This is a genomic window from Mycolicibacterium smegmatis (genome assembly GCF_001457595.1).
Taxonomy (GTDB): domain Bacteria; phylum Actinomycetota; class Actinomycetes; order Mycobacteriales; family Mycobacteriaceae; genus Mycobacterium; species Mycobacterium smegmatis.
In genome coordinates this window covers 1,888,653-1,914,547 of sequence record NZ_LN831039.1, presented here as the reverse complement: position 1 = coordinate 1,914,547, position 25,895 = coordinate 1,888,653, and the positions used below count along the sequence as shown (strand labels likewise).

At 68.1% G+C, this 25,895-nt stretch carries 24 protein-coding genes and 1 pseudogene; 13 read left to right on the top strand and 12 right to left on the bottom strand.

The window, feature by feature from the left end; translation table 11 throughout:
• Window positions 1-33 precede the first annotated feature (33 nt).
• On the top strand, window positions 34-849 hold the full coding sequence (locus tag AT701_RS08990) for an SDR family NAD(P)-dependent oxidoreductase (RefSeq protein ID WP_003893143.1): 816 nt from the start codon (window positions 34-36) through the stop codon (window positions 847-849).
• Here the strand turns inward: AT701_RS08990 and AT701_RS08985 are convergent.
• On the bottom strand, window positions 817-2,265 hold the full coding sequence (locus AT701_RS08985) for a lipase maturation factor family protein (RefSeq protein ID WP_003893142.1): 1,449 nt from the start codon (window positions 2,263-2,265) through the stop codon (window positions 817-819). The two genes, AT701_RS08990 and AT701_RS08985, sit on opposite strands and share 33 nt — an antisense overlap.
• A gap of 116 nt (window positions 2,266-2,381) precedes the next feature.
• Here AT701_RS08985 and AT701_RS35235 point away from each other — a divergent pair, with 116 nt between their 5' ends.
• From AT701_RS35235 to AT701_RS08965, 4 genes are all read left to right on the top strand, one after another.
• Window positions 2,382-2,555, top strand: coding sequence for a hypothetical protein (locus AT701_RS35235; RefSeq protein WP_003893141.1), 174 nt, complete (start codon window positions 2,382-2,384; stop codon window positions 2,553-2,555).
• 61 nt (window positions 2,556-2,616) lie between these two features.
• Window positions 2,617-7,140: an ATP-dependent helicase gene (locus AT701_RS08975; protein ID WP_058125693.1), complete on the top strand. Its 4,524-nt coding sequence runs from the start codon at window positions 2,617-2,619 to the stop codon at window positions 7,138-7,140.
• Window positions 7,141-7,142: 2 nt separating this feature from the next.
• Window positions 7,143-7,901, top strand: a complete 759-nt coding sequence (gene nei2 / locus AT701_RS08970; protein WP_058125692.1) for an endonuclease VIII Nei2 — start codon at window positions 7,143-7,145, stop codon at window positions 7,899-7,901.
• Between the two features lie 47 nt (window positions 7,902-7,948).
• Entirely contained in the window at window positions 7,949-8,305 is a 357-nt protein-coding gene (locus AT701_RS08965) for a cupin domain-containing protein (RefSeq protein WP_003893138.1), read from the top strand.
• A 12-nt stretch (window positions 8,306-8,317) separates the two neighbouring features.
• On the opposite strand, the gene AT701_RS08960 is transcribed toward AT701_RS08965, so the two are convergent.
• Both AT701_RS08960 and AT701_RS08955 read right to left on the bottom strand, forming a co-directional pair.
• Window positions 8,318-8,737 (bottom strand): cupin domain-containing protein, encoded by a 420-nt coding sequence (locus AT701_RS08960; protein WP_223495460.1) that lies wholly within the window; start codon window positions 8,735-8,737, stop codon window positions 8,318-8,320.
• 92 nt (window positions 8,738-8,829) lie between these two features.
• Entirely contained in the window at window positions 8,830-9,582 is a 753-nt protein-coding gene (locus tag AT701_RS08955) for a 5'-methylthioadenosine/adenosylhomocysteine nucleosidase (RefSeq protein ID WP_058125691.1), read from the bottom strand.
• An 82-nt stretch (window positions 9,583-9,664) separates the two neighbouring features.
• Here AT701_RS08955 and AT701_RS08950 point away from each other — a divergent pair, with 82 nt between their 5' ends.
• Window positions 9,665-10,702: an aldo/keto reductase gene (locus AT701_RS08950; protein WP_058125690.1), complete on the top strand. Its 1,038-nt coding sequence runs from the start codon at window positions 9,665-9,667 to the stop codon at window positions 10,700-10,702.
• Window positions 10,703-10,739: 37 nt separating this feature from the next.
• Window positions 10,740-11,621: an LLM class F420-dependent oxidoreductase gene (locus tag AT701_RS08945; protein ID WP_058125689.1), complete on the top strand. Its 882-nt coding sequence runs from the start codon at window positions 10,740-10,742 to the stop codon at window positions 11,619-11,621.
• A gap of 17 nt (window positions 11,622-11,638) precedes the next feature.
• Here AT701_RS08945 and AT701_RS08940 read toward each other — a convergent pair.
• From AT701_RS08940 to AT701_RS08930, 3 genes and pseudogenes are all read right to left on the bottom strand, one after another.
• Window positions 11,639-12,077, bottom strand: a pseudogene (locus tag AT701_RS08940) (cupin domain-containing protein).
• Window positions 12,074-12,688, bottom strand: coding sequence for an RNA polymerase sigma factor (locus tag AT701_RS08935; RefSeq protein ID WP_003893132.1), 615 nt, complete (start codon window positions 12,686-12,688; stop codon window positions 12,074-12,076). The pseudogene AT701_RS08940 and the gene AT701_RS08935 overlap by 4 nt, the downstream one beginning before the upstream one ends.
• A gap of 113 nt (window positions 12,689-12,801) precedes the next feature.
• Complete coding sequence (locus AT701_RS08930) at window positions 12,802-14,172, bottom strand: FAD-binding oxidoreductase (RefSeq protein ID WP_058125688.1); 1,371 nt, start codon at window positions 14,170-14,172, stop codon at window positions 12,802-12,804.
• Window positions 14,173-14,281: 109 nt separating this feature from the next.
• Between AT701_RS08930 and AT701_RS08925 the strand changes: the two genes are divergently transcribed.
• Together AT701_RS08925 and AT701_RS08920 are read left to right on the top strand one after the other, a co-directional pair.
• A complete protein-coding gene (locus tag AT701_RS08925; protein WP_058125687.1) occupies window positions 14,282-14,896 on the top strand; it encodes a TetR/AcrR family transcriptional regulator in 615 nt (204 codons plus the stop codon).
• 74 nt (window positions 14,897-14,970) lie between these two features.
• Window positions 14,971-15,888: a class I SAM-dependent methyltransferase gene (locus AT701_RS08920; protein WP_058125686.1), complete on the top strand. Its 918-nt coding sequence runs from the start codon at window positions 14,971-14,973 to the stop codon at window positions 15,886-15,888.
• 49 nt (window positions 15,889-15,937) lie between these two features.
• Here AT701_RS08920 and AT701_RS08915 read toward each other — a convergent pair whose 3' ends face one another.
• Together AT701_RS08915 and AT701_RS08910 are read right to left on the bottom strand one after the other, a co-directional pair.
• On the bottom strand, window positions 15,938-17,098 hold the full coding sequence (locus AT701_RS08915) for a fatty acid desaturase family protein (protein ID WP_058125685.1): 1,161 nt from the start codon (window positions 17,096-17,098) through the stop codon (window positions 15,938-15,940).
• 8 nt (window positions 17,099-17,106) lie between these two features.
• On the bottom strand, window positions 17,107-18,198 hold the full coding sequence (locus tag AT701_RS08910; protein WP_058125684.1) for a ferredoxin reductase: 1,092 nt from the start codon (window positions 18,196-18,198) through the stop codon (window positions 17,107-17,109).
• 71 nt (window positions 18,199-18,269) lie between these two features.
• Between AT701_RS08910 and AT701_RS08905 the strand changes: the two genes are divergently transcribed.
• Window positions 18,270-18,944: a TetR family transcriptional regulator gene (locus tag AT701_RS08905; RefSeq protein WP_058125683.1), complete on the top strand. Its 675-nt coding sequence runs from the start codon at window positions 18,270-18,272 to the stop codon at window positions 18,942-18,944.
• A gap of 23 nt (window positions 18,945-18,967) precedes the next feature.
• Window positions 18,968-19,756 carry an enoyl-CoA hydratase/isomerase family protein gene (locus tag AT701_RS08900; protein ID WP_058125682.1) on the top strand — a complete coding sequence of 263 codons (789 nt, stop codon included), beginning with the start codon at window positions 18,968-18,970 and terminating at the stop codon, window positions 19,754-19,756.
• Here the strand turns inward: AT701_RS08900 and AT701_RS08895 are convergent.
• Window positions 19,725-20,495, bottom strand: a complete 771-nt coding sequence (locus AT701_RS08895; protein WP_011727863.1) for an SDR family NAD(P)-dependent oxidoreductase — start codon at window positions 20,493-20,495, stop codon at window positions 19,725-19,727. The genes AT701_RS08900 and AT701_RS08895 overlap by 32 nt on opposite strands.
• A 148-nt stretch (window positions 20,496-20,643) precedes the next feature.
• Between AT701_RS08895 and AT701_RS08890 the strand changes: the two genes are divergently transcribed.
• On the top strand, window positions 20,644-21,231 hold the full coding sequence (locus AT701_RS08890) for an Rv1733c family protein (protein WP_058125681.1): 588 nt from the start codon (window positions 20,644-20,646) through the stop codon (window positions 21,229-21,231).
• A gap of 21 nt (window positions 21,232-21,252) precedes the next feature.
• Here the strand turns inward: AT701_RS08890 and AT701_RS08885 are convergent, their stop codons facing one another.
• From AT701_RS08885 to AT701_RS08875, 3 genes are read right to left on the bottom strand one after another with little or no spacing between them, the layout of a single operon-like run.
• Window positions 21,253-22,128: a pseudouridine synthase gene (locus tag AT701_RS08885; protein ID WP_058125680.1), complete on the bottom strand. Its 876-nt coding sequence runs from the start codon at window positions 22,126-22,128 to the stop codon at window positions 21,253-21,255.
• Window positions 22,125-23,870 (bottom strand): glycerol-3-phosphate dehydrogenase/oxidase, encoded by a 1,746-nt coding sequence (locus AT701_RS08880; RefSeq protein ID WP_058125679.1) that lies wholly within the window; start codon window positions 23,868-23,870, stop codon window positions 22,125-22,127. The genes AT701_RS08885 and AT701_RS08880 overlap by 4 nt, the downstream gene beginning before the upstream one ends.
• Window positions 23,871-23,929: 59 nt before the next feature.
• Window positions 23,930-25,345, bottom strand: a complete 1,416-nt coding sequence (locus AT701_RS08875; protein WP_011727859.1) for an NAD(P)H-quinone dehydrogenase — start codon at window positions 25,343-25,345, stop codon at window positions 23,930-23,932.
• Between the two features lie 41 nt (window positions 25,346-25,386).
• On the opposite strand from AT701_RS08875, the gene AT701_RS08870 reads away from it, so the two are divergent.
• Complete coding sequence (locus AT701_RS08870) at window positions 25,387-25,854, top strand: gamma-glutamylcyclotransferase family protein (protein ID WP_011727858.1); 468 nt, start codon at window positions 25,387-25,389, stop codon at window positions 25,852-25,854.
• The last annotated feature ends 41 nt before the right edge of the window (window positions 25,855-25,895 follow it).

Genomic DNA, 25,895 nt, shown 5'->3' with positions numbered 1-25,895 from the left:
GCCCCGGGTAGGAACTCGGGTAGAAAGAGGCACATGGACATCGACGGCACGACCGCCGTGGTCACCGGCGGCGGTTCGGGCATCGGCGCGGCGCTGGCAGAGGCGTTCGCGGCCGCGGGCGCCCGCGTCGTCGTCGCCGACCTCGACGAACCGGGCGCCGCAGCCACCGCGGCACGGATCGAGTCGGCGGGCGGGAACGCCGTGGCGGTGCGCGCGGACGCCTCCGCCACAGCCGACATCGAGGCGCTCACCCGCACCGAGTTCGGCCCGGTCGACATCTACGTCGCCAACGCGGGGATCATCGGCGCGTCGGGTCTGGGCACCGACGAGGAGTGGGACCGCATCCTCGCGGTGAACCTGCGGGCGCACATACGGGCCGCCGATGTCCTGGTGCCGCAGTGGATCTCGCGCGGGCGCGGGTATTTCGTGTCGGTGGCCTCGGCCGCCGGTCTGCTCTCGCAGATCGGCGCGGCCGGCTACGCCGTCACCAAGCACGCCGCGGTGGGCTTCGCCGAGTGGCTCGCGATCACCTACGGCGACGACGGCGTCGGCGTGAGTTGCGTGTGCCCGCTGGGGGTGGACACCCCGCTGCTGCATGCCGTGCGCAACTCGGCCGAGACCGATGCCCTCGTCGGCGCCGAGTCGATCGTGCAGTCCGGTGACGTGATCACGCCGCAGGATGTGGCAACCGTGACCGTCGAGGCCGTACAGGCCGGGCGGTTCCTCGTCCTGCCCCACCCGCACGTACTCGACCTGTACCGCCGCAAGGGTTCCGACTACGACCGCTGGATCGCCGGGATGCGGCGCTACCAGCGGTCACTGCGCGGCACTGCCGTGCCCGGCACGTAGCGTCACCGGCGGCACATAGTCGCCCAGCAGCGTGCGCTGCCACCACACGTGGTCGCGGCGCAGTTCGTCCCACGTGCTGTAGCGGTACCGGTACAGCCGTGCCCGCACATACCGCGGCGGTTCACCGGGAAACGGGTTGGTGCGCAACAGCTTCAGCGTCGCCCGGTCGCCTTCGAGCAGCCGTTCCAGAAACGTCCGCAGCCACGGATGCGCATAGGTCGGTGAGATCGCCGCGAACCACATCAGCCAGTCCAGGCGCAGGTGATACGGCGCGAACTGACGCGGCAGGCGTCGCACGTCCCCCGGCTTGCCCTTGAACTCGTACTCACGCCACGTCGTCTCGTCGTTGATCGTCGGCTCGTCGGTCCCCTCGATCACCACCTCGTCGCGTGTGCGGCCGACCACGCCGAACGCGCCGTACGAGTTCACCAGGTGATACCGGTTGTAGGACATGTTCATCCGCTGCCGCTTTGTGACCAGGTTGCGCAGCGGCCAGAAGCTCAACGACACCACCATCGCGGTGAACGCGACCACCGCGGCCACGTACCACACCGGCGGGTCACCCACATCGGGCGCCGCCGACACCCCGACCACGGCGGAAAGCGCCGTATCCGACACCACCCCGCACGCCAGGACGATCGTGATCCAGTTGAGCCACGCGAAGTTCCCTGAGGCCACGAGCCACAGCTGCGTGACGATGACAACCGCGGCCGCAGTGCTCGCGACCGGCTGCGGGGCGAACAGCAGGAACGGGATCACCAGTTGCGCCACGTGGTTGCCCGCCACCTCGACGCGGTGCAGCGGCTTGGGCAGGTGGTGGAAGAACCAGCTGAGCGGGCCGGGCATCGGCTGGGTCTCGTGGTGGTAGTACAGGCACGTCAGATCACGCCAGCAGCGGTCGCCGCGCATCTTGATCATCCCGGCGCCGAACTCGACGCGGAACAGCAGCCACCGCACGAGCCACAGCACCAGTAGCGGCGGCGCCACGTCGTCGTTGCCGAGGAACACCGCGAGCGTGCCTGCCTCCAGCAGCAGCGACTCCCATCCGAACGAGTACCAGGCCTGTCCCACGTTGACGATCGACAGGTACAGCACCCACAGGAGCACCCACACCAGCATCGCGGCCCACAGCGGCAACCGGTCCCCTGCGCCCAGCACCATGGCGGCCGCGACCGCGGCGCCGGTCCAGCAGACCGCGGCGAAGAACCGGTCGGAGTAGTGGAGGTGGAAGATGCTCGGCGAATTGCGGAACGAGCTACGCGCCAGAAACCGCGGGATCGGCAACAGGCCGCGCTCGCCCAGCAGTGCCCGGAACTGCAGCGCCGCCGCGACGAACGCGACGACGTAGAGCGCCGCGATCCCCCGCTGCAACACCATCCGTGCCAGCCAGTAGTCGGATGCCGTGAACCACTCCATGTGCGGACCTATACGTGCGCATCGTGCGGGACAACCTGCCGATGCCCTGAAAGTACCCCGGTCGGCCGCAGCTCAAGCCCGGTTTCACCACGGTGTTCGCCGGGTAGTACCAGCCCATGGCCGAGCACCCCGAAGACACGGACGACAGGTCCGAAGAAGATGTCGACTCCGATGAGAACGTCGCCACCTCGCGGGAGGGCGGGCGCTTCGTCGGACGGGCCGCGGGCGACGATTCCTTCGACGCCGAGCAGAGCGGCGCCGAGGCCAGGAGCCAGGGCAAAGCCGACTGATGTGATCCGCCGGCCGCGAACAGACATGTTCCTTGTCGGTGCCCGGGTGCACCATGGCTAGATGACCACCAATGGGGCTGATCCGCTGGGCCGGTTCAGCGCGCTGACCCGGGAGTGGTTCACCACCGCGTTCGCAGCGCCCACACCCGCGCAGGCCGACGCGTGGTCCGCAATCTCCGAAGGCAACAACACGCTGGTCATCGCCCCGACGGGGTCGGGCAAGACCCTGGCCGCGTTCCTGTGGGCGATCGACCGTCTCGCCGATCCCGCCCGGGAACCGTCACAGGGCACGCAGGTGCTCTACGTGTCCCCGCTCAAGGCGCTGGCCGTCGACGTCGAACGGAACCTGCGCACCCCGTTGACCGGCATCACCCGCGTCGCCGAGCGGCACGGACTGCCCGCGCCGTCCATCACGGTCGGTGTACGTTCCGGCGACACCCCGCCCAACCAGCGCCGTGCGATGATCGCCAACCCCCCGGACGTCCTGATCACGACGCCCGAATCGCTGTTCCTCATGCTGACCTCGGCGGCCCGCGAGACGCTCACCTCGGTGCGCACGGTCATCGTCGACGAGGTGCACGCGGTGGCCGCCACCAAGCGCGGCGCGCACCTCGCGTTGTCTTTGGAGCGTCTTGACCAGCTCCTCGACACACCGGCGCAGCGCATCGGGTTGTCGGCCACGGTCCGCCCGCCCGAGGAGGTCGCGCGGTTCCTGTCCGGGCAGGCCCCCACCACGATCGTCTGCCCGCCCGCGGCCAAGACTTTCGATTTGTCGGTGCAGGTGCCGGTGCCCGACATGGCGAATCTGGACAACAACTCGATCTGGCCCGACGTCGAGGAACGCATCGTCGACCTCGTCGAGGCGCACAATTCGTCGATCGTGTTCGCCAACTCGCGGCGTCTCGCCGAGCGGCTGACCTCGCGGCTCAACGAGATCCACGCCGAGCGCAGCGGCATCGAACTGCCCGCCGGGCCCAATCCGGAGGTCGGCGGCGGGGCGCCGGCGCATCTCATGGGCAGCGGGCAGGCCAACGGGGCCCCGCCGCTGCTCGCGCGCGCTCACCACGGCTCGGTCAGCAAGGAGCAGCGGGCCCAGGTCGAGGACGACCTCAAGAGCGGCAGGCTGCGCGCCGTCGTCGCGACGTCGAGCCTGGAACTCGGGATCGACATGGGTGCGGTCGATCTGGTGATCCAGGTCGAGGCGCCGCCTTCGGTGGCGAGCGGTCTGCAACGCGTGGGCCGCGCCGGCCACCAGGTCGGTGAGATCTCCCAGGGCGTGCTGTTCCCCAAGCACCGCACGGATCTGATCGGATGCGCGGTCACCGTGCAGCGCATGCAGACCGGCGACATCGAGACCCTGCGGGTGCCCGCCAACCCGCTCGACGTGCTGGCCCAGCACACCGTCGCGGTTGCCGCGCTGGAACCGGTCGACGCCGACGCCTGGTTCGACGCCGTGCGCCGCAGCGCACCGTTCGCGACGCTGCCGCGCAGCGCATTCGAGGCCACCCTGGACCTGTTGTCGGGCAAGTACCCGTCGACCGAGTTCGCCGAGTTGCGGCCCCGCCTGGTCTACGACCGTGACACGGGCACACTGACCGCTCGCCCCGGCGCGCAGCGGCTCGCGGTGACCTCGGGCGGCGCGATCCCGGATCGCGGCATGTTCACCGTATACCTGGCCTCCGAGACCGAAAAGCCTTCCCGCGTAGGTGAACTCGACGAGGAGATGGTCTACGAATCCCGGCCCGGCGATGTGATCTCGCTTGGCGCGACCAGTTGGCGCATCACCGAGATCACGCACGACCGGGTGCTGGTGATCCCGGCGCCGGGCCAGCCCGCACGGTTGCCCTTCTGGCGCGGCGACAGCGTGGGCCGCCCGGCCGAACTGGGTGCCGCGGTCGGCGCGTTCACCGGTGAGCTCGCGAGCCTGGACCGCAAGGCTTTCGACAAGCGTTGCCAGAAAATGGGTTTCGCGGGCTACGCGACCGACAACCTGCACCAGTTGCTGCGCGAACAGCGCGAGGCCACCGGTGTGGTACCCAGCGACACCACATTCGTCGTCGAACGGTTCCGCGACGAACTCGGCGACTGGCGGGTGATCCTGCACTCGCCGTACGGCCTTCGCGTGCACGGCCCGTTGGCACTCGCGGTCGGCCGGCGGTTACGGGAACGCTACGGCATCGACGAGAAGCCCACGGCATCCGACGACGGCATCATCGTCCGGCTGCCCGACAGTGGTGACACGCCGCCCGGCGCAGATCTGTTCGTGTTCGACGCCGACGAGATCGAGCCGATCGTGACCGCGGAGGTGGGCGGGTCCGCGCTGTTCGCGTCACGGTTCCGCGAGTGCGCGGCCAGGGCCCTGCTGCTACCGCGCAGGCACCCGGGGAAACGCTCGCCGCTGTGGCACCAGCGGCAACGGGCCGCGCAACTGCTCGACATCGCGCGCAAGTACCCGGATTTCCCGATCGTGCTGGAGGCCGTGCGTGAGTGCCTGCAGGACGTCTACGACGTGCCCGCCCTCATCGAACTCATGCACAAGATCGCGCAGCGGCGCCTGCGGATCGTCGAGGTCGAGACCGCGACTCCGTCGCCGTTCGCGGCGTCGCTGCTGTTCGGGTACGTCGGGGCGTTCATGTACGAAGGTGACAGCCCGCTGGCCGAACGACGCGCCGCGGCACTGGCGCTCGACACCGTGCTGCTGTCCGAACTGCTCGGCCGCGTCGAGCTGCGTGAGCTGCTCGATCCGGCCGTGGTCGCCTCGACTTCCGCACAGCTGCAACACCTCACGCCCGAGCGCGCCGCGCGCGACGCCGAGGGCGTGGCGGATCTGCTGCGACTGCTCGGTCCCCTCACCGAGGCCGACATCGCCCAGCGCTGCACCGCCGACAACATCGGCGCCTGGCTCGACGGGCTGCACGCCGCCAAACGGGCACTGCCCGTCACGTACGCGGGTCAGACCTGGTGGGCCGCCGTCGAGGACATCGGGCTGCTGCGTGACGGTATCGGTGTGCCGGTGCCGGTGGGTGTGCCGGCCGCGTTCACCGAGTCGGCGTCGGATCCGCTCGGTGATCTGATCGGCCGCTACGCGCGCACCCGTGGCCCGTTCACCACCGAGCAGACCGCCGCACGCTTCGGCCTCGGCGTGCGCGTCGCGTCGGATGTGTTGAGCCGCATGGCTGTCGACGGACGGTTGATCCGCGGCGAATTCGCCGCCGACCTCAGCGGTGAACAGTGGTGCGACGCGCAGGTCCTCAAGATCCTGCGCCGCAGGTCGCTCGCGGCGCTGCGCGCACAGGTGGAACCGGTCAGCACCGACGCCTACGCACGGTTCCTCCCGTCCTGGCAGCATGTCGGATCGACCAACACCACGGGCGTCGACGGGCTCGCCACCGTGATCGAACAACTTGCCGGTGTGCCGATCCCGGCCTCTGCGGTCGAATCGCTGGTGTTCCCCCAGCGCGTGCGTGACTACCAGCCCGCGATGCTCGACGAACTGCTCGCCTCGGGTGAGGTGATGTGGTCGGGTGCGGGCCAGATCGGCAACGGCGACGGATGGGTCGCGTTCCACCTGGCCGACACCGCGCCGTTGACGCTGACGCACGGTGCCGAGATCGAGTTCACCGACACGCATCGCGTGATCCTGGAAACCCTCGGCCACGGTGGCGCGTATTTCTTCCGCCAGCTCACCGACGGCACCGTCGAGGGGACCGCGGGCCAGGAACTCAAACAGGCGCTGTGGGAACTCATCTGGGCCGGTTGGGTCACCGGCGACACGTTCGCACCGGTGCGTGCCGTGCTGTCTGGGCCGCGACGGTCGGGCGCGCCCGCACACCGGCAGCGCCAACGGCCGCCGCGGTTGAGCCGCTACAGCGTGGCGCACGCCCAGACCCGCGGCACCGATCCGACCGTGTCGGGGCGGTGGTCGGCACTGCCTGCCGCCGAACCGGATTCGACCGTGCGCGCCCACTTCCAGGCCGAGTTGCTGCTGGGCCGCCACGGCGTGCTCACCAAGGGCGCGGTGGGCGCCGAAGGGGTGCCCGGCGGGTTCGCCACGCTGTACAAGGTGCTCAGCGCGTTCGAGGATGCGGGCCGGTGTCAGCGCGGCTACTTCGTGGAGTCGCTGGGCGGTGCCCAGTTCGCGGTCGCATCGACCGTCGACCGTCTGCGGTCCTATCTCGACAACGTCGACCCCGAGCGGCCCGAGTATCACGCCGTGGTGCTCGCGGCGACCGATCCCGCCAACCCGTACGGCGCCGCGCTCGGTTGGCCGACCGATTCCGAGGCACACCGCCCGGGCCGCAAGGCCGGTGCGCTGGTGGCGCTGGTGGACGGGCGGTTGGTGTGGTTCCTCGAACGCGGCGGCCGGTCGCTGCTGAGCTTCGGCGCCGACGCGGACGCCCAGCGGGCTGCCGCCGGTGCGCTCACCGATCTGGTGAGCGCGGGCCGGATCCCGTCACTGCTCGTCGAACGGATCAACGGCGTCGCGGTTCTCGACCCCGACGTGGACGCCGAGCGTGCCGTCGTGCAGGACGCCCTGCTGGGCGCCGGGCTGTCACGCACCCCGCGCGGGCTGAGGTTGCGTTAGGCATGCCCGAAGGCGACACCGTGTTCCACACCGCGGCAGCATTGCGCGCCGCCCTGGAAGGCAAGACGCTCACGCGGTGCGATGTGCGGGTGCCGCGCTACGCCACGGTGGATCTGAGCGGTGCGGTGGTCGACGAGGTGCTCAGCCGCGGCAAACATCTGTTCATCCGTGCCGGATCGGCAAGCATCCACTCGCACCTCAAGATGGAGGGCGCCTGGCGGATCGGGCACACCAAGGTCGCGCCCCATCGCATCCGCATCGTGCTGGAGACCGCCGACACCCGCGCGATCGGCATCGACCTGGGGATCCTGGAGGTCCTCGACCGCGGTACCGACATGGACGCCGTCGCCTACCTGGGCCCGGACCTGCTGGGGCCGGACTGGGAACCGCGCGTCGCTGCGGACAATCTCGCGGCCGACCCGGACCGTCCGCTGGCGCAGGCCCTGCTCGACCAGCGGGTGATGGCAGGGGTCGGCAATGTCTACTGCAACGAGTTGTGTTTCGTGTTCGGCCGCCTGCCCACCGCACCGGTCGGCACCCTGAAGGATCCGCTGCGCGTCGTGCAACACGCGAGGGACATGTTGTGGCTCAACCGCTCCCGCTGGAACCGCACCACCACCGGTGACACCCGCAACGGCCGCCAGCTGTGGGTGTACGGCCGCGCCGGTGAACCGTGCCGCCGCTGCGGCACGTTGATCCAGACCGATCGCGGTGGTGAGCGCGTCACCTATTGGTGCCCCGTGTGCCAAACGGCGTCCTGACTGCGGCGACCGGAAATAGTCGCTCGTGGGATCAGGTTGCGCTTGACATGACCACATCGAAAGGCGACATCTCGCAGTTCGGCCCGAATGCCCCCGGGTACACCTGGGTCTTCTCGGGTGACGTGCCGGCCAGAGAACCGTTTCCGGGCATCACGATCAAGCTCCTGTGGGAGGGCGACAACGGCGCCAAGGCCGTCATCACCGAGATCGCGCCCGGCGCCGTCTGGGGCAAGGAGGATCACCACAACCCGGGACCCGAGGAGGTCTACGTCGTCTCGGGTGTGTTCAACGACGGTGTGAACGATTATCCGGCCGGCACGTTCCTGCACGCACCTGCCGGTTCCTGGCACGTTCCGCAGTCGAAAGAGGGCTGCGTGTTGTTCCTGTTCTATCCCGAGGGCTGAGCGCGGCGCCGCTCAGTCGAAGTTGCACCCCGGACTGGGCGTGCTGTCCGACGTCGGGGCGCCCGCCGGGTCGACGTAGGTGACCTCGAGCACCAGAGGCGCCGAGCCCTCGTTGCGTCCGATGTGGACGTGATCGGCACCGGTGGGATCGGTGATGGGCGTGCCGGGACCGAATTCGCCGTCCTGCTTGCAGTCCGATCCGTAATGCGTGAGCACACCGGTCTTGACGATGCCGTAGATCAGTCCCTCGTGGGTGTGCCATCCGGTGCTGCCACCCGGCTGGATCGTGATGTCACTGACGATGTAGTCCTTGCCGTCCACCGTCTGCTTGGACAGCACAGTGGCGCTCACCCCCTTCGGCGGGGTCGCGTGCGCGATCGCCGGGGATCCCACGGCGAGGATGGCGAGCAGCGAGGTTGACAGTAACTTCACAGAGGTTCTCACAGAAGACCTTTCGTGTCGGGGGTCACGAACTTCTGCAGGTTTGGAACGTCTGTGGACAGCGATGCATTCAGACGGGACGCTCAGAGCACGGGCAGCAACGTGCGCAGCACCGCACAGGATGCGGCGGCGACCTCGCCGGCGAACTGGTCGAACTCGAACCGGGAATCCTCACCGGCGAGATCCGACAGTGCCCGGATCACCAGCCAATCCGCACCGAACGCCTCGGCGACCTGGGCCACCGCACCGCCCTCCATCTCGACGGCACGGCCTCCGAACTGGGCGTGCAACCGGTCCCGGGTCGGCGCAGAATGCAGGTACTGGTCACCTGAAAGAACTGTGCCGTAGGCGATCTGAGCCGGGCGGCCCTGCCCACCCGCACGCGTCGACAGCCCAGGCAGGTGAAGATCCTCAAGCGCAGCCCTGACCTTGCCGAGCAAGGCCGGGTCGACGTCATAGCCGAGGCGGTCGGTGGGATTGATGAACGGGACGTGGCCGGCCTGGTAGGTCTGCAGCTGTTCGTTCTCGATCAGGCCCGCATCATGCTGGACCACCCGCTCGGCCACGATGACGTCCCCGACGTTCAGATCCGGGTCCAAGCCACCCGCGACACCCGAGAAAACGGTTGTGCGGCAACCGAAACCGTGGATCAGCAGGGTCGTCACGAGCGCGGCGTTGACCTTGCCCATGCCCGTGCCGGCAACCACCACCTCACGCCCGTCGAGCGTCCCGGCCTCGAAAGTCGTGTGCGCGTGGTGAACAACGTCGACGTCGCCCATGAGGTCGCGCAGATGGGCCAGTTCCTGCGGCAGTGCGCAGATCAAACCGATTGTCACAACCGGAGTTTATGCCCGATCCTCCGAACCGTTGCCCCCGCCGCGACGGAACGATTTCACGCCCGCTGACGTTCTCCACTCAATGCGATACCGAACACTCGGCAGGCACACCGGATTGCGCGTATCGGAGTATGCCCTGCGAACAGCGCGTTTCGGCGCGCCCGGCGGCGATGACGACGCGCGGGCGGTGTTCGAGGCGTTCGTCGAGGCCGGCGGCACCGCGTTCGCCACGTCGAATGTCTATCAAGACGGTCGCGCCGAGGCGCTTCTCGGTGACCTCATGGGCCGGGACCGCGACGACTACGTCGTGGTGACGAAGTATTCGGGAGAGAACCCGAACGCGAGGACACCACGTCCCGGGACCACGGGCAACGGCCGCAAAACCATGATGCGCTCGCTGGAAGCGAGCCTGCGACGCCTCAACACCGACTACGTCGACGTTTTCATGCCCCACTTTCCCGACCAGATCACCCCGGCCGAGGAGATCATGGCGGGATTCGAGGACCTGGTGCGGTCCGGCAAGATCCGGTACGGCGGGTTCTCCAACTTCCCGGCCTGGCGCATCGCGGGCGCCGCCGCCCGCGCGGACCTGCTGGGCATGCCCCGGCCGATCTGCATCGAGACCGAGTACAGCCTGGCCGAGCGCTCCGCCGACCGGGAACTGCTCCCGATGGCCGAGGCATACGGCCTCGGCGTCCTGCTCTACTCGCCCCTTGCCGGTGGGCTCCTCACCGGCAAATATCGCCGGGGCGAGACCGGTCGGCTCAGTGCGGCAGGCCGCGCCGTCGAGAAGGACTCCCAGCAGACCGCGGTGATCGACGAGGTCCTCGCGATCGCCGACGAGACCGGACAAACCGCGGCCGGGGTCGCCCTGGAGTGGCTGCGCTACCGAGCCGCACTGGCCTCGACGGCGCTGATCCCGATCCTGGGACCGCGCATCGTGGAGCACCTGTCCGAGTATCTGCGGCCTGTCGACCTGGACATCCGCCACTATCAGCGTCTGGACAAGGCGAGCGCGCTGCGGATGGGCGCCCCACACGACGACGTCTCGGGCGCTCTGCTCAACGGCTACGACGGCGACCGATCCCTGATCGACCCACCGGCAGTGCCGCCGATCTGACGGGAATGCGACGTGGACCACACCGGTTCTAGGACCCATGGACCTTGGTTTTCACATTCCGATCTTCGACATCGACGGCGGCACCACCGCGATCGCCGGTGAACTCGCGCGTGTAGGTGAGTCCGCCGAGGCGGCCGGTGCGAGCTGGTTGTCGTTCATGGACCATTTCTTCCAGATCGAGCCGACGGGCCTGCCCGCCGAGGCACACATGCTCGAGGGCTACACCACGCTGGGTTACCTCGCCGCGCATACCGAGACGGTGCCGTTGGGCCTCCTGGTCACCGGTGTCACCTACCGCCACCCAGGCCTGCTGGCAAAGATCGTCACCACGCTCGACGTACTCTCGGGTGGCCGTGCGGTTCTGGGCGTCGGCGCGGCGTGGTTCGAGCGCGAACACGTGGGACTCGGTGTGCCGTTCCCCCCGCTCGCCGAGCGCTTCGAGCGGTTGGAGGAGACGCTGCAGATCTGCGCGCAGATGTGGGACCCGGCCGACAACGGGCCGTACGACGGCAAGTACTACCAGTTGGCGGAAACCCTGTGTTCACCGCAGCCCATCAACCGGCCCAAGGTGATGATCGGCGGCAGCGGTGAACGCAAGACACTGCGATTGGTGGCCCAATACGGAGACGCGTGCAACCTTTTCGCGTCGTCGGTCGACGAGGTCGGGCACAAGATCGACGTCCTGAAACGGCACTGCGACACCGTAGGCCGGGACTTCGACCAGATCCGGGTGACGATCATAGCCAACAACGATCCGCGTCCGACGCCCGAGACGCGTGACGAATTCGTCCGCAGCATGGCCGATTACGCGAAACTGGGTGTGCACACCGCGATTGTCATACCGACCACCGGATCCCCCGCGGCCTGGATCGACGGGATGGCGCCGGCGGTTCCCCAACTGGCCGAACTCGGTTCGTAGTCAGGCGCGATGCCCTGTCACGTGTGCATCGTGAAATCGGTGAAGTCGAAGCCGGGTGCGACGACACAACTGACCAGCGTGGGTTCGTCGTCGCGAGGACGGGCGCGCTGCCAGTGTCCTGGCGGTACCAATACCTGCGGCCGCTGTCCTGCGGCGATGTCGGAACCCAGCAGATGTGTTGTGGTATCGGCCATCTCGGCCCCCACTTCGAGCAACAGTGGGCTGCCGCGGTGGTACAGCCACAGTTCGGCGCTGCGGACGGTGTGCCACGCGGATTCCTGCCCCGGCATCAGCAGGAACAGGATGGCCGTGCCCGCGCTGCGCGGGGCCGGCGTAGCCGTCGGGTAGTGCGTCCTGTGGGATGGTCAGGTCGCTGCGCCAGGTCTCGGCGTACCAGCCCCCTTCCGGGTGCGGCGACATGCCGAGGTCCGCGGCCCAGCCGGGAAGTGCTGTCATCCTGCCATCCTTGTCTCGTCGGGCGCCTGGCCGGTATCGGTCGAAGGTGAGAGGGCCTCGCGCAGCAGGGCTTTCCCGCGGTGCAGCCGTGACCCCACCGTACCCACCGGGATGCCGAGCAGCACCGCGATCTCGGTGTTCCGGTAGTCGGCGACACAGGCGTAGTACACGATGTCGCGCAACTCGGGCGGCAGCATCGCCAGCGCGATACCCGCATCACCCGGCATCGACTGCAGGGCCTGTGTCTCCGCGGAATCCACCCAGCCCCTACCCGCAGAGAGCATCTCGGCGCTGAACCTGAGGTCGGCCATCTCGGCGCTGAGTTGTTCTGCCGGACGCCGTTGGGCCGACCGGTGCCTGTCGATCCACGCGTTGGACATGATCCGCGCCAGCCAGGCCTTGAGATGGTTGCCCTCTCGGTATCTGCCGAAGGACAGGTACGCCTTGAGCAGGGTTTCCTGTACGAGGTCCTCGGCGTCGGCACGTTGGTGTGTCAGCCGGATGGCGTTGCGGATCAAAAAGTCCCGGACGGGTTCGGTCTCACGGACGAACCGCTCGGCGAGCGCGTCCGGACCGGTGATCGTGGCACCGGCGCCGCAAGTTGCAAACATCGAAGCAATCTCCTTGATCGCTTGTGCCCGAGTGCTTTTACGGGCATTCGATATGTACCGAGCCGTGGGCGCCGTTGCTCAGCGGCTCGGGGTGTCGGCCGAAGCCGCTCGCGTCAGGACGTGACCGATCGCGACGGAAGAGGAATGGCCGTGAAGACGTTCCCCGCGTCCCACCGGTCCTTGACGGCGAGGAGGCGCTCGGCGTTGGGGCCGTAGGCGGCGTCAGCCTGGTTCCGCTGGTCCGGGCCGATGAGATTCGGGTAGCCACCCGGCAGCGCATGAGCGCCGAGCGCGTCGAAAGTCGACTGCGCCCAGTGCCGATGCCGTTCGCCGTCCTCGCCGGAATCGGCGTCCCAGGCCGCGACGATCTCCACCAGGAAATGCGGTGTGCGCAGACCGAATGCGGTGTCTGTGACGCCGATGCGCGTCGACGCACCGTGGAAGTGGTGCAGGGCCAGCACACTCGCGGGGCTCGTACGCGACGAGCCGGCAGCCACGAGTGCATCGATCACCCCTGAGGACAGCGTCTCGACGTTGACCGTGCGCATCTCGTAGTGCCGTCCGCGCGGTACGAGAGGATCGAGCAGGCGTAGCTGGGCACTCGGCGACATCGGCGCGACCTGATCGACCACCGGCGTTCCGAGTCGCCGCAACTCCCCCACCCATCGGTCACCCTCGTCGGGGTCGCCGACCCAGTACGGCGCCACGAACACCACGGGCCCGCCGTCGGGAGCGGGGATCACCCCGATCTGCGCCGTGAGGCCGTCCGGCAGCGACGGCGCCAGTGCGTCGTAACGGCGCATCACCTCTGCCGCCTGCTCCCACGGGAACATGAGCACGCCGGTGGCCAGGTGAGGAACCGGGTGCAGACGCACCCGAAGATGCGTCACCACGCCGAAATTCGCGCCTCCGCCACGCAGCGCCCACAACAGATCCGCCTCGTCGCCGGCATTCGCGGTGACCGACCGTCCGTCGGCGAGAACCACGTGTGCCTCGAGCAGGTTGTCGACACCGAGGCCGGCGATCCCGTTGAGCGGGCCGTAGCCACCGCCGAGGGTGAACCCGGTGAAACCGACGTCGGCGAGGTTCGGTGCGGCCGCGGTGAGCCCGTGCCGCTCAGCTGCCTGCACGACGTCCTCGGCGGTGGCGCCGCCCTCGACGAGCGCCTCGCGCGCGGCCGGATCGACGTAGACCTTCCGCATCGACGACAGGTCGATGACCAGCCCACCCTCGTTGAGTGCCCGGCCGCCCCAGTCATGTCCGCCGGCCCGCACGGTGACCGGGATCCGCTGTTCGTGCGCGAACCGCACGACGTTCTGCACATCGCCGGACGACGTGGGACGCACCACGGCGGCAGGACGTTCCGTCACCGCGCCGTTCCAGATGGCCACGGCGTCGCCGTACTCGGGTGAGCCGGGGAGGTGCACGCGCTCAGGCATGGACATCGCGAGCTCGTCGACCATCGTGGGGTGCACTTGCAGCATTGACTCTCCCGGAATCGGAGGAAGGGTGTACTCACTAGAGCTAGACTCTAATGATTCCAGTTTGCACCCATTGTCCGGAGTTGGCCACCCTGCTCGTTACGCTGACGGCATGAGCGAACAACCGCGCGGGACATCTCGCCGCGCCGAGTACGCAGAACTGACACGGCGAGCAATCATCGACGCCGCACGTGAACTGTTCGCACAACGTGGTTATGTACGCACCAAGGTCGACGACATCGCGACCCGCGCACGCGTCTCCCCCGCAACGGTTTACGCCGTTGCGGGAGGCAAGCAGGGACTGCTGCACACATTGGTCGACGAGTGGACCCAGGCGCCCGAGGTCGCCGAAGCGTATGCCGCCATCAACATTGCCGAGACCGCCGACGCGGTAATGGAACTCACCTCCTCCGCGGTACGGCGCATGCGTGGTGACTGGGGTGACGTCATGCGGATAGTGCTCACGACAGCGCAGCAGGACGACACCGCGGCCGAGAGACTTCACGTGGCGACCGAGCGTTACCGGGCCGCAATGCACATCGTGGCAACGCGACTCTGTGAACTCAATGCACTCAAACCTGGGATCACCGTCAAAGATGCTGTGGATGTGCTGTGGTTCTTCTTCGGGTACACCGGGTTTTTCACGCTGCTCGACGACAACGGCTGGTCACCGGAGAAGGCCGAACGCTGGCTCCGTGACACGGCTTCGGCAAGCCTGTTGCGCTGAGCTGCGGGGAGATCGCTTCGGACAGTTTCGCCGCACCGCGAATACTTGCGCCATGTCCGGCGTCAGAAGACGCGATGACATCGCGCACGTGGACCGCCACGCTCGACAGGTTGACCATCCTGCCCCGCGGGGAGCAGTTCGCTGCGCTGACCGAACTGCGCGCGCGTCTGCGACGAATCGACACCGAGGCGTGGAACACCACGTTCGGGCCTGACAGTCTCTACAACGCGTGGACGCAATTACCGTTCGTCGACGCGATATACGGCCACAACCGCGAGGCGATCAGCGCGGTACTGCACGGGCGTAGCGACTGGCACGTGGTGGAGATCGGGGGTGGCAACGGTGCCCTGTGGCACGGACTTCTCGATTCGCTTCCCTCGGGGACGTTCACACTCATCGATCCGAACCCGGACGCACACCAGGCCGTGCGGCAGCGGCTTCCCGGGAACGTGGACTTCCACTCCGTGGTGGCTCCCGTGGCATCGGCCGCTGCGCCGCCGGCCGACGTCGTCGTCTGCAGCCTGACACTACATCACCACGCCGGCGAGAACGCCGCGCAGCGCGAGGCGTTCGGGATGACCGGTGACGGCAAGCTGGAGATCCTGCGACGGGTTGTCGCGGCGTTGCGGTCCCGATCCGGCATCGGGATCCTCAACGAGGCCGACTGCTACAACGACATCGCCCTGTCCCCCGGTGACGAAACGCTCGTCGATCATTTCCTCGACGTCTACGTGCGGCGGGCCGCACGCGCGGTGGCCCACGCGATCGACTCGGCGCCCACGGATTCCGCGCTCACCGAGGCATGGGAGGCGATCCTGCGCCACTGGTGCATCGAGCAGGTCGACTACGCCTTCCGGTCCCGCGAGGAACGTGACGTGTACGAACTCGACGTCGTCAGTTGGGTTCGGCTACTGGGCGAGGCCGGCGCGGCCGACATCACCCACCGCTACACCGACCCATGGAATCTGTTCGTGCAGTACCTGTTTCGCTGACCGTCGGCATTGGCGACGCACAGTCGCGCAGCGGATACTTGTGGTGGGGTCAGTGTGCCAGTGCCAGTTCGGCTTCCGGCTCGGTATCGGACACCGGCTCGGCCGGCGTCTCAGCCGGTTTCCCAGCCGGTTCAGGGTTCTCGGGCTTGCTGCCCCACGGGAACGCCAGCCGCACGATCTTACGGACCACGGTGCCGAACTGCTTGACCAGCGGGCCGCTGTTGTAGGGCAGGCCGTAACGTTCGCAGATCTCACGGACCTCTGCCGAGATCTCGGCGTGGCGGTGCGCAGGGATGTCCGGGAACAGGTGGTGCTCGATCTGGAACGACAGGTTGCCGCTGAGAATGTGGAACCACTTGCCACCCGTGAGGTTCGCCGAACCGAGCAGCTGCCGGAAGTACCACATGCCGCGAGACTCGTTCTCGGCCTGCTCGCGCGAGAACTCCTGGGTGCCTTCGGGGAAATGCCCGCAGAAGATGATCATGAACGCCCACACGTTGCGCGTGAGGTTGGCGGTCAGGTTGCCCGCGAACACCAGCGGCGCGAACGGACCCGCCAGCAGTGGGAACGCCACATAGTCCTTGACGGTCTGCGCCTTGGTCTTATGCCAGATCTCACGCAGCACCTCGCGCTTGTCGGCAATGCTGATCTCGCCGGCGCGGATGCGTTCGGTCTCCAGCTCGTGGAGCGCGACACCGTACTGGAACAGCACCATCAGCAGGAACGCGTAGACCGGATTGCCCAGGTAGTACGGGCTCCACTTCTGATCGGGGCTCATCCGCAGGATGCCGTATCCGATGTCACGGTCCATGTCGACGATGTTGGTGTAGGTGTGGTGCATGTAGTTGTGGGAGTGCCGCCACTGATCCGCCGGGCACGCGGTGTCCCACTCGAATGTCTTGCTGGACAGCGCGGGATCACCCATCCAGTCGTACTGGCCGTGCATGACGTTGTGCCCGATCTCCATGTTGTCCAGGATCTTGGACACCGCCAGCATCGCGGTGCCGGCCAGCCAGAACGGCGGGAAGATGCCGCCGAACAGCAGCGCCCGGCCGCCTACCTCCAGCGTGCGCTGGGCCTTGATGACGTTGCGGATGTAGGTGGCGTCGCGCTCGCCGAGGTCGGCGATCACGCGCTCACGGATGGCGTCGAGTTCGCGCCCGAACTCCTCGGCCTGGTCAGGGGTCAGGGTGTAGGTGGGTGTACTCATCAGAGTCCTCACAGGTCGATGTCGACGTCACCGACGGGTGCGGTGACGCAGATCTGGATGTCTTCGTTGTCGGTGCCGGAAACCGCACCGGTGATCAGGTTGCGCACGGCGCCACGGGTTTTGGTCCGCGTGCAGCTGTGGCAGATGCCCATGCGGCATCCGCTCAGCGGGGTCAGCCCGGCCGCCTCGGCCTGCGTGAGCAGTGGTTGTCCGTCGTCGGTCACCGCGACGGCGCTGTCGGTGAAGGTCACGGTGCCGCCGGACGCCGATGCCGAGAACGTCGGCGGCACGAAGCACTCGGATCGCACATTGTCGCAGTGCTCTTCCACCGCGGCGACCAGATCCTTTGGGCCGCAGACGTACACGGCGTCGGGACGATTCCCCGGCAGCGCGGCGGCCAGGTGGTCGGGGCCGAATCGCCCGACCAGGTCGGTGCCGTGCGCGTCGCGGGTGTACCCGTGCAGCACCCGCAGGTGCGGCATGGCCGCGCGGATGCCGTCGAGCTCGTCGCGGTAGCACGCCTCGTCGGCACTGCGCGCATAGTGCAGGAAGCCGACCTCTCCGGTGAACGCCTGTGCACGCAGCGTGCGCAGCATCGACAGCACCGGGGTGATGCCGCTGCCGCCCGAGACGAACAGGATCCGCTCCGGCGGCGTGTCCGGCAGGACGAAATCGCCGCCGACCGAGTCGAGCCCCAGCACCATGCCGGCGTAGGCGTGATCACACAGGTAGGTCGACACCAGACCGCCGTCATGGCGGCCGATGGTGAGCTCGATCGCGTCGGCGCCCTCGGCGCTGGCCGGTGAGTAGCACCGCGTGCGTCGCCTGCCGTTGATCTCGACAGACAGGTTGATGTGCTGACCGGCCCGAAAACCGGTGAACGCGCCGTTGGGTTCCAGCGTGAGGGTGACACTGCGCGGCGTCTGCCGCCGCACCGCGACCACCCTGGCGCGCGCGTCGTGGCGCGACCAGGTGGGCTCGACCAGCTCGGTGTAGCGATCCACACCGTGCGGGCCCGTCAACAGATCGGCCAGCCTCGCCATGCGGGATCCGGCCAGCAACCGCCGGCCGAATCCGGCGGCGGTCGTTTGAGTGAACATGTGTACACCATGCGTGCGTTCGACGGGAGATGTCAACGATCAATTCGCTTTCTGTGCTACGGTTCACATCAGTGAACAGACGTACACCGAGTACCCGAACACGACGATCCGAAACGTCGCGGTCGCGTGACACCCTGACCCGCGAGGAGCGCAAAGAGGCCACCCGCCGGGCGTTGATCGCCGCTGCGCTCAAGCTGCTCAAGGACCACAGCTTCAGTGCATTGAGCCTGCGTGAGGTCACCCGCGAGGCGGGTATCGTCCCAGCCGCCTTCTACCGCCACTTCGACTCGATGGACGCACTGGGCCTGGTACTCATCGACGAGTCGTTCCGCTCGCTGCGCGACATGCTGCGCGGTGCGCGCGCGGGAAAACTCGACCCGCACCATGTCATCGAGTCGTCGGCCGAGATCCTGGTCGGCAGCTTCAACGAGCGTCGTGAGCACTGGCGGTTCATCGCCCGCGAGCGGTCCGGTGGGGCCTCGGCGCTGCGCTATGCCATCCGCACCGAGATCCGCCTGATCACCTCCGAACTCGCGATCGACCTGGCCCGGTTCCCCGCGCTGAAGGACTGGAGCAGCGAGGATCTCAACATCCTGGCCAACCTGTTCGTCAACGCGATGATCTCGCTGGCCGAGGCGCTCGAGGACGCCACCGACGCGGAGTCCATCGAGGCCATCCACCGCACGGCCGTCAAACAGATGCGCATGATCGCCGTCGGCGTCAACGGATGGCGCAGTACCGACTGAACCGACCGTCTAGTCTGCGGCTCATGTCGCTTGCAACCCCGCTCGATGTCACCCGTCCACGCCCGGACATCGCCGTCCTCACGCTCAACCGGCCCGAAAAACTCAATGCGCTTTCGTACGAACTCGTCGAGGCGCTGCACGGCGCCCTCGATGACGTCGCCGCCGACAACGACTGCCGCGTCGTGGTGCTCACCGGGGCCGGTCGCGGCTTCTGTTCGGGCCTGGACCTGAGTGCGCCGAATCCGCCCGAGGCCGCAGGCGGGACGGAGTTCCCGCGCTCGGGCATGCGGTGGCAGGAACGCATCGCGAACCTCACGGTGAAACTGCACCGGCTGCGTCAGCCGGTGATCGCCGCGGTCAACGGGCCGGCGTACGGCGGCGGCTTCGCGCTGGCCGCCGCGAGCGACATCCGGCTGGCCGCCGAATCGGCACGCTTCTGCACGCAGTTCATCAAACTCGGCATCGGCGGATGCGACATCGGCGTCAGCTACACCCTGCCCCGGATCATCGGTGCGGGCCCAGCTTTCGACCTGATCCTCACCGCGCGTGCGGTCGACGCCACCGAAGCCCTACGGCTCGGGCTGGTTTCGCGCGTGTGCGCCGATGTGACCGCCGAGGCCATGGAGATCGCCGAAACGCTCTGCAGCTACGGCAAATTCGGCGTCGAATCGACCAAACAGGTGTTGTGGGCGAACCTGGATGCCGGATGCCTCGAGGCCGCGCTGCACGTCGAGAACCGCAGTCAGATCCTGGCGTCGACCGCAGGCGTGGTGCGCGCGTTCAGCGAGGAGTTCCGCCGCCGTCCACGATGACCACCTGACCGGTCATGTAACTGCCCGCGTCCGAGCACAGCAGCAGCGCGGCGCCCACCATCTCGTCCGGATGGGCGAGACGCTTCATCAGCGTCCCCGCGGTCATCGCGTCGATGGCCTCCTGCGGGTTCTTGCGCATCATGTCGGTGTCCACGGGTCCGGGGGCCAGCGCGTTGACCCGGATCCCCGACGGCGCGAACTCGGCGGCCATGGATCGGGTGACCGACATCAGCGCGGCCTTGCTCGACGCATAGATCGACAGTGCGGGCGCGAAATTGAACGCACCGACCGAGACCATGTTCAGCACCGCGGCATTCTGGCTCTTCTGCAGGTACGGCAGTGCGTGCTGGACCAGGAACACCGGGCCGCGCAGGTTCACCTCGTACGACTTGGCCCACGCCTCGGGCGTCATCTTCCCCAGCGGCTGCGCCAGCGCGTTGGCGGCATTGTTGACCACGACGTCGACGCCGCCGAACTCCGAGACCGCGCGCTCCACCACTGCGCCGAGATCGTCGACGTCACCGGTGTGCGCGGGTACCCCGACGGCGTCGCCGCCGAGCTCACGTAAATGGGCGGCCGCGGTCTCACACGCGTCGGGCTTGCGGCTCGCGACGACCACGCGCGCACCGGCGAGCACGAACCCTTCGGCGAGTGACAACCCGATGCCGCGGGTACCCCCGGTCACGATGACCGTACGATCCGACATGTCGAAGAGGCGCTCGAATCTCTGGCGATCCACCGCGTCAGTAGAACATGTGCCCTGCGCCTCCCTGCGCACCCGGTGTGATATTGGCCTCCACCAGCCATTACTTACTGGCAAGTCAGGGGAACCCGGTGTCAGCATGGGATACATGGCCGTAACACCCCCGAAACAAGGCGGGTGACAAGTGCCCGTCACCAGCCGGCGTCGATGGTGGGTGCTGCGTGCCCTCGGTAAGAATCCGCTCGTTCGACGCACCGACCGCATCGAGGCTCTCGCCGTCGTATTGGCGATCGTTGTCAGCGTCCTCGTCATCCCGTACGTGATCTCGTTCGGCGACGAGGTCCATGCCGACCAACTCCGTGAGGCGACCGTGCAGGCGCAGACGCGTCATCAGGTCGACGCCACGGTGGTCAACGACAGCCAGTCCAACGTCGAAGGGGCCAACGTCCGCATCGTCGGCATCAAGTGGAACGTCAACGGCGAGGAACACACGGGCGCCTTGCGTCCCACCGGCAAGGTCCAGCCGGGCGACAAGGTCCAGATTTGGGTCGACGCCAAGGGCCAGCGTGTTCCGCCGCCCATCTCCCCGACGACGGCGAGGGCGTACGCGACCGGATCGGCCGTCGCGCTGTGGGCAGCCATCACCGTGTTGTGTGGCCTGCTGGCCGCCCTGACCCGCAAGGTGCTCGACCACCAGCGCGCCCACGCCTGGTCAGACGAGCTTCATCTGCTGCTCGACCACGGCGACGGCCGCACGAAATGGCCCGGCTGAGTCACTCACGCTGAGCGAACCTCACCCGAGGGTGCGGCGGCTCACGAACTCGCGGCGCGCACCGCTGACCGGATCGTCGAACATCAACCGCTGGGCCAGCAGCTGCAACGGGCGGCCGAAGTCGCCGGGTGCCACGTCGATCACGGTGGGATAGAACGGATCACCGGTGATCGGCAGGCCGATGGACGCCATGTGCACCCGCAGTTGATGCGTGCGTCCGGTGCGCGGGGTCAACCGGTAGAGCCCGTCGCCCACGGCCTCGACATACGTCTCGGCATTGGGCTCCCCCGGCTCCTCGAAAGCCTGCAATCGTCCACGGTGCTTGACGATCCGGCTGCGCAGCGTCGCGGGCAACGCGATCTTCGGCACGCCCTCGGCGTGCGCGAGATACGTCTTCTGCACGTCGCCGCGCGCGAACATGGTCTGGTATGCACCGCGCAGTTCGCGGCGCACGGTGAACAGCAGCACGCCCGCGGTCAGCCGGTCGAGGCGGTGCGCCGGTGCGAGTTCGGGCAGATCGAGTTCACGTCGCAACCGCACCAGCGCGGTCTGCGTGACATGCGCGCCGCGCGGCATGGTCGCGAGGAAGTGCGGCTTGTCGACCACGACGATGTCGTCGTCGCGGTACAGGACCGGGATGTCGAACGGCACGACGACCTCGTCGGGCAGATCCCGGTACAGATACACGTGGCTTCCCGGTGGTAGCACCGTGGATTCGTCGAGAACCGTGCCGTCACGCGAGAAGACCTCGCCCGCGCGGACTTTCCATCCCGCGCCGAAGCGCCGCTCGAGTTCGTCGACCAACCGGCCGCCCTGGACCTTGAGACGTGCCGGACCGATCCCCTCGTGCCCCGGACGTTCCGGCAGGCCCTTCGGGGACGCCGCCGGGCGTCTCAATTGAGCGGTACCGGTTCGAGGATCTCGGCGCGGGCCTCGGGCGCGGCCTGCCGCAGCGCATCGGCGGATTCGTCGTCGGGTTGCTGCTGCGAGCGCACCTCGGCGTCCACCCGGGCGGCGTAGGTGGCGACCTCGCGGTCGACGTCCTCGCCGCTCCATCCCAGGATCGGGGCAACCACTTCGGCAACCTCGCGCGCGCACTCGACGCCGCGGTGCGGGTACTCGATCGAGATGCGCATGCGCCGGGCCAGGATGTCCTCGAGGTGCAGCGCCGACTCGGCCGCCGCGGCATAGGCCGCCTCGACCTTGAGGTACACCGGCGCCTCGGTGATCGGCTCGAGCAGTTCAGGTTTGCCGTCGGCGAGCGCGAGCACCTCGCCGATCAGCGAGCCGTAACGGTCCAGCAGGTGCCGCACCCGGTACGGGTGCAGGCCGTACTGCCGTCCCACATGCTCGGTCTGGTTGATCAGCGCGAAGTACCCGTCGGCGCCCATCAGCGGAACCTTCTCGGTGATCGACGGTGCCACGCGCGTCGGCACGAACTCCGCGGCCGCGTCGATCGCGTCGGCGGCCATCACGCGGTAGGTGGTGTATTTCCCGCCCGCGATCGCGACCAGGCCGGGCGCGGGCACCGCGACGGCGTGTTCGCGTGACAGTTTGGAGGTTTCCTCGCTCTCACCGGCCAGCAGTGGCCGCAGTCCCGCGTAGACGCCGTCGATGTCGTCGTGGGTCAGCGGTGTCGCCAGCACGGTGTTGACGTGGCCCAGGATGTAGTCGATGTCGGCCTTCGTCGCGGCCGGGTGCGCGAGATCGAGATTCCAGTCGGTGTCGGTGGTGCCGATGATCCAGTGCGTGCCCCACGGGATCACGAACAGCACCGACTTCTCGGTGCGCAGGATGATCGCGACCTCGCTGACGATACGGTCGCGCGGCACCACGATGTGCACGCCCTTGGAGGCCCGCACCCGGAAGCGGCCGCGCTGCTTGGACAACGCCTGGATCTCGTCGGTCCACACGCCCGTCGCGTTGACCACGACGTGGCCGTTGACCTCGGTGACCGAGCCGTCCTCGGAGTCACGCACCCGCACGCCGGTCACCCGGTCACCCTCGCGCAGCAGCGCGACCACCTGCGTCGAACTGCGCACCACCGCACCGTAGTGGGCCGCGGTGCGCGCGACGGTCATGGTGTGCCTGGCGTCGTCGACAACGGTGTCGTAGTAACGGATTCCGCCGATCAGCGAGCTGCGCTTGAGTCCGGGCGCCAGGCGCAACGCACCGGCCTTGGTCAGATGCTTCTGCGCCGGAACCGATTTCGCGCCGCCGAGCTGGTCGTAGAGGAAGATGCCCGCCGCCACGTAGGGCCGCTCCCACCACCGGTTGGTGAGCGGGAACAGGAAAGGCAAGGGCTTCACCAGATGTGGGGCCAGCGTCGTCAGCGACAGTTCACGTTCGTGCAGCGCCTCACGGACCAGCCCGAACTCCAACTGTTCGAGATAGCGCAGGCCGCCGTGGAACATCTTGCTGCTGCGGCTGGAGGTACCGGAGGCGAAATCACGCGCCTCGACCAGCGCGACCTTCAAGCCGCGCGTCGCGGCATCCAGGGCGGCGCCCGCGCCGACCACACCGCCTCCGATGACGACGACGTCAAATTGTTGATTGCCGAGTTGCTCCCAGGCTTGCGCCCGTTGCTGTGGCCCCAGGAAGGTTTGCCCGTCGCCCGGAGCCGGTTTCGGGACAGTCACGGTTCTCAGGCTACGTGGCACGCCTCAGATTTGCCGGTTGCCGGGCCGGTCAAACCTGATCAATCCAGGTCGTCGTGCTGCATCAACTGGCGCGCGGCCTCGGTGATCGAGCCCGACAGCGACGGGTACACCGAGAACGTCTGCGCGAGTTCGGACACCGGGATGCCGTTCTGCACCGCCAGCGCGATCGGCAGGATCAGCTCCGAGGCGATCGGCGCCACGACCACACCGCCGATCACCACACCCGTGGCCGGGCGGCAGAAGATCTTCACGAAACCGTGGGTCAGGCTGGACATCTTGGCGCGCGCGTTGGTCGCGAGCGGCAGCGTCAGGGTGCGGGCCGGCACGGATCCGTCGTCGATCTTGGCCTGCGGCACGCCCACGGCCGCGATCTCCGGACGCGTGAACACCGCGGCGGCGACCGTGCGCAACCGGATGGGCGCCACGGCCTCCCCGAGCGCGTGGTACATCGCGATGCGTCCCTGCATCGCCGCGACCGACGCGAGCGGCAGCAGGCCCGTGCAGTCACCCGCCGCGTAGATACCCGGCACCTGGGTGCGCGAGACCCGGTCCACGGTCAGGTAGCCACCCGCGCCGAGTTCGATGCCGACACGCTCCAGGCCCAGGCCCGAGGTGTTGGGCACCGAACCGACCGTCATCAGGGCGTGGCTGCCGTCGACCGTGCGGCCGTCGGTCATCGTCACCAGGACCCCGTCGCCGGTGCGGGTGACCGACTCGGCACGCGCGTTCTTGACCAGCGTCACGCCGCGCTGGGCGAACACCTGCTCCAGCACGGCGGCCGCGTCGGAATCCTCGTGCGGCAGGATCTGATCGCGGCTGGCCACGACGGTCACGTCGACGCCGAGCTCGGTGTAGGCGTTGACGAACTCCGCGCCCGTGACACCCGAGCCGACGACCACGAGGTGTTCGGGCAGGGTGTCCAGGTCGTAGAGCTGGCGCCAGTTCAGGATGCGTTCACCGTCGGGCTCGGCGTTGGGAAGCACGCGAGGGCTCGCACCCGTGGCGATCAGCACCACATCGGCCGTGAGCTGCTGCACGGTGCCGTCGTGCCCGGTCACCTTGATGCGGTGGTGGGCCATGCCGGGCACGTCGTCGATCAGCTCACCGCGGCCCGCGATCAGGGTGATGCCCTCGCTGCGCAGCCGGTCGGCGATATCGCGCGACTGCGCCGCGGCCAGCGCCTTGACCCGCTCGTTGAGCAGCGGCAGACCGACCTTGGCCTGCTCGAAATCGATCGAATAGCCCAGCCTGGGTGCGCGCCGCAGCTCGGTGCGCACGCCCGTCGCGGCGATGAACGACTTCGACGGCACGCAGTCCCACAGCACGCACGCGCCACCGATGCCGTCACAGTCGACGACGGTGACATCTGCGACTTCCGGTCCACGGGCCGCGGCGACCAAGGCCGCCTCATATCCGGCGGGGCCACCGCCGAGGATCACGATGCGGGTAACCACTGCACCAACCTAACGTGCGATGCCCACTAAGCTGTCTTACCGTGCCGCTTTACGCCGCGTATGGGTCCAACATGCATCCGGAGCAAATGCTCCAGCGCGCTCCCCACTCGCCCATGGCGGGAACCGGGTGGCTGCACGGGTGGCGGCTGACCTTCGGCGGTGAGGACATCGGCTGGGAAGGCGCGCTGGCCACCGTCGTCGAGGACCCGCTGTCCAAGGTGTTCGTCGTGCTCTACGACATGACCAAGGAAGACGAGGAGGCCCTCGACCGCTGGGAGGGCGCCGAGTTGGGGATCCACAAGAAGATCCGCTGCCGCGTCGACCGCCTCTCGTCCGACACCACCACCGACCCGGTCCTGGCCTGGCTGTATGTCGTCGACGCGTGGGAGGGCGGCCTGCCCTCGGCCCGCTACATCGGCGTCATGGCCGACGCCGCCGAGATCGCGGGCGCACCGCCGGAGTATGTCCACGACCTGCGGACCCGCCCGTCCCGCAACATCGGCCCGTAGCTTTTCTGGCGCTCGGGGTCTCCCTGCACCGTGAGCGTGCG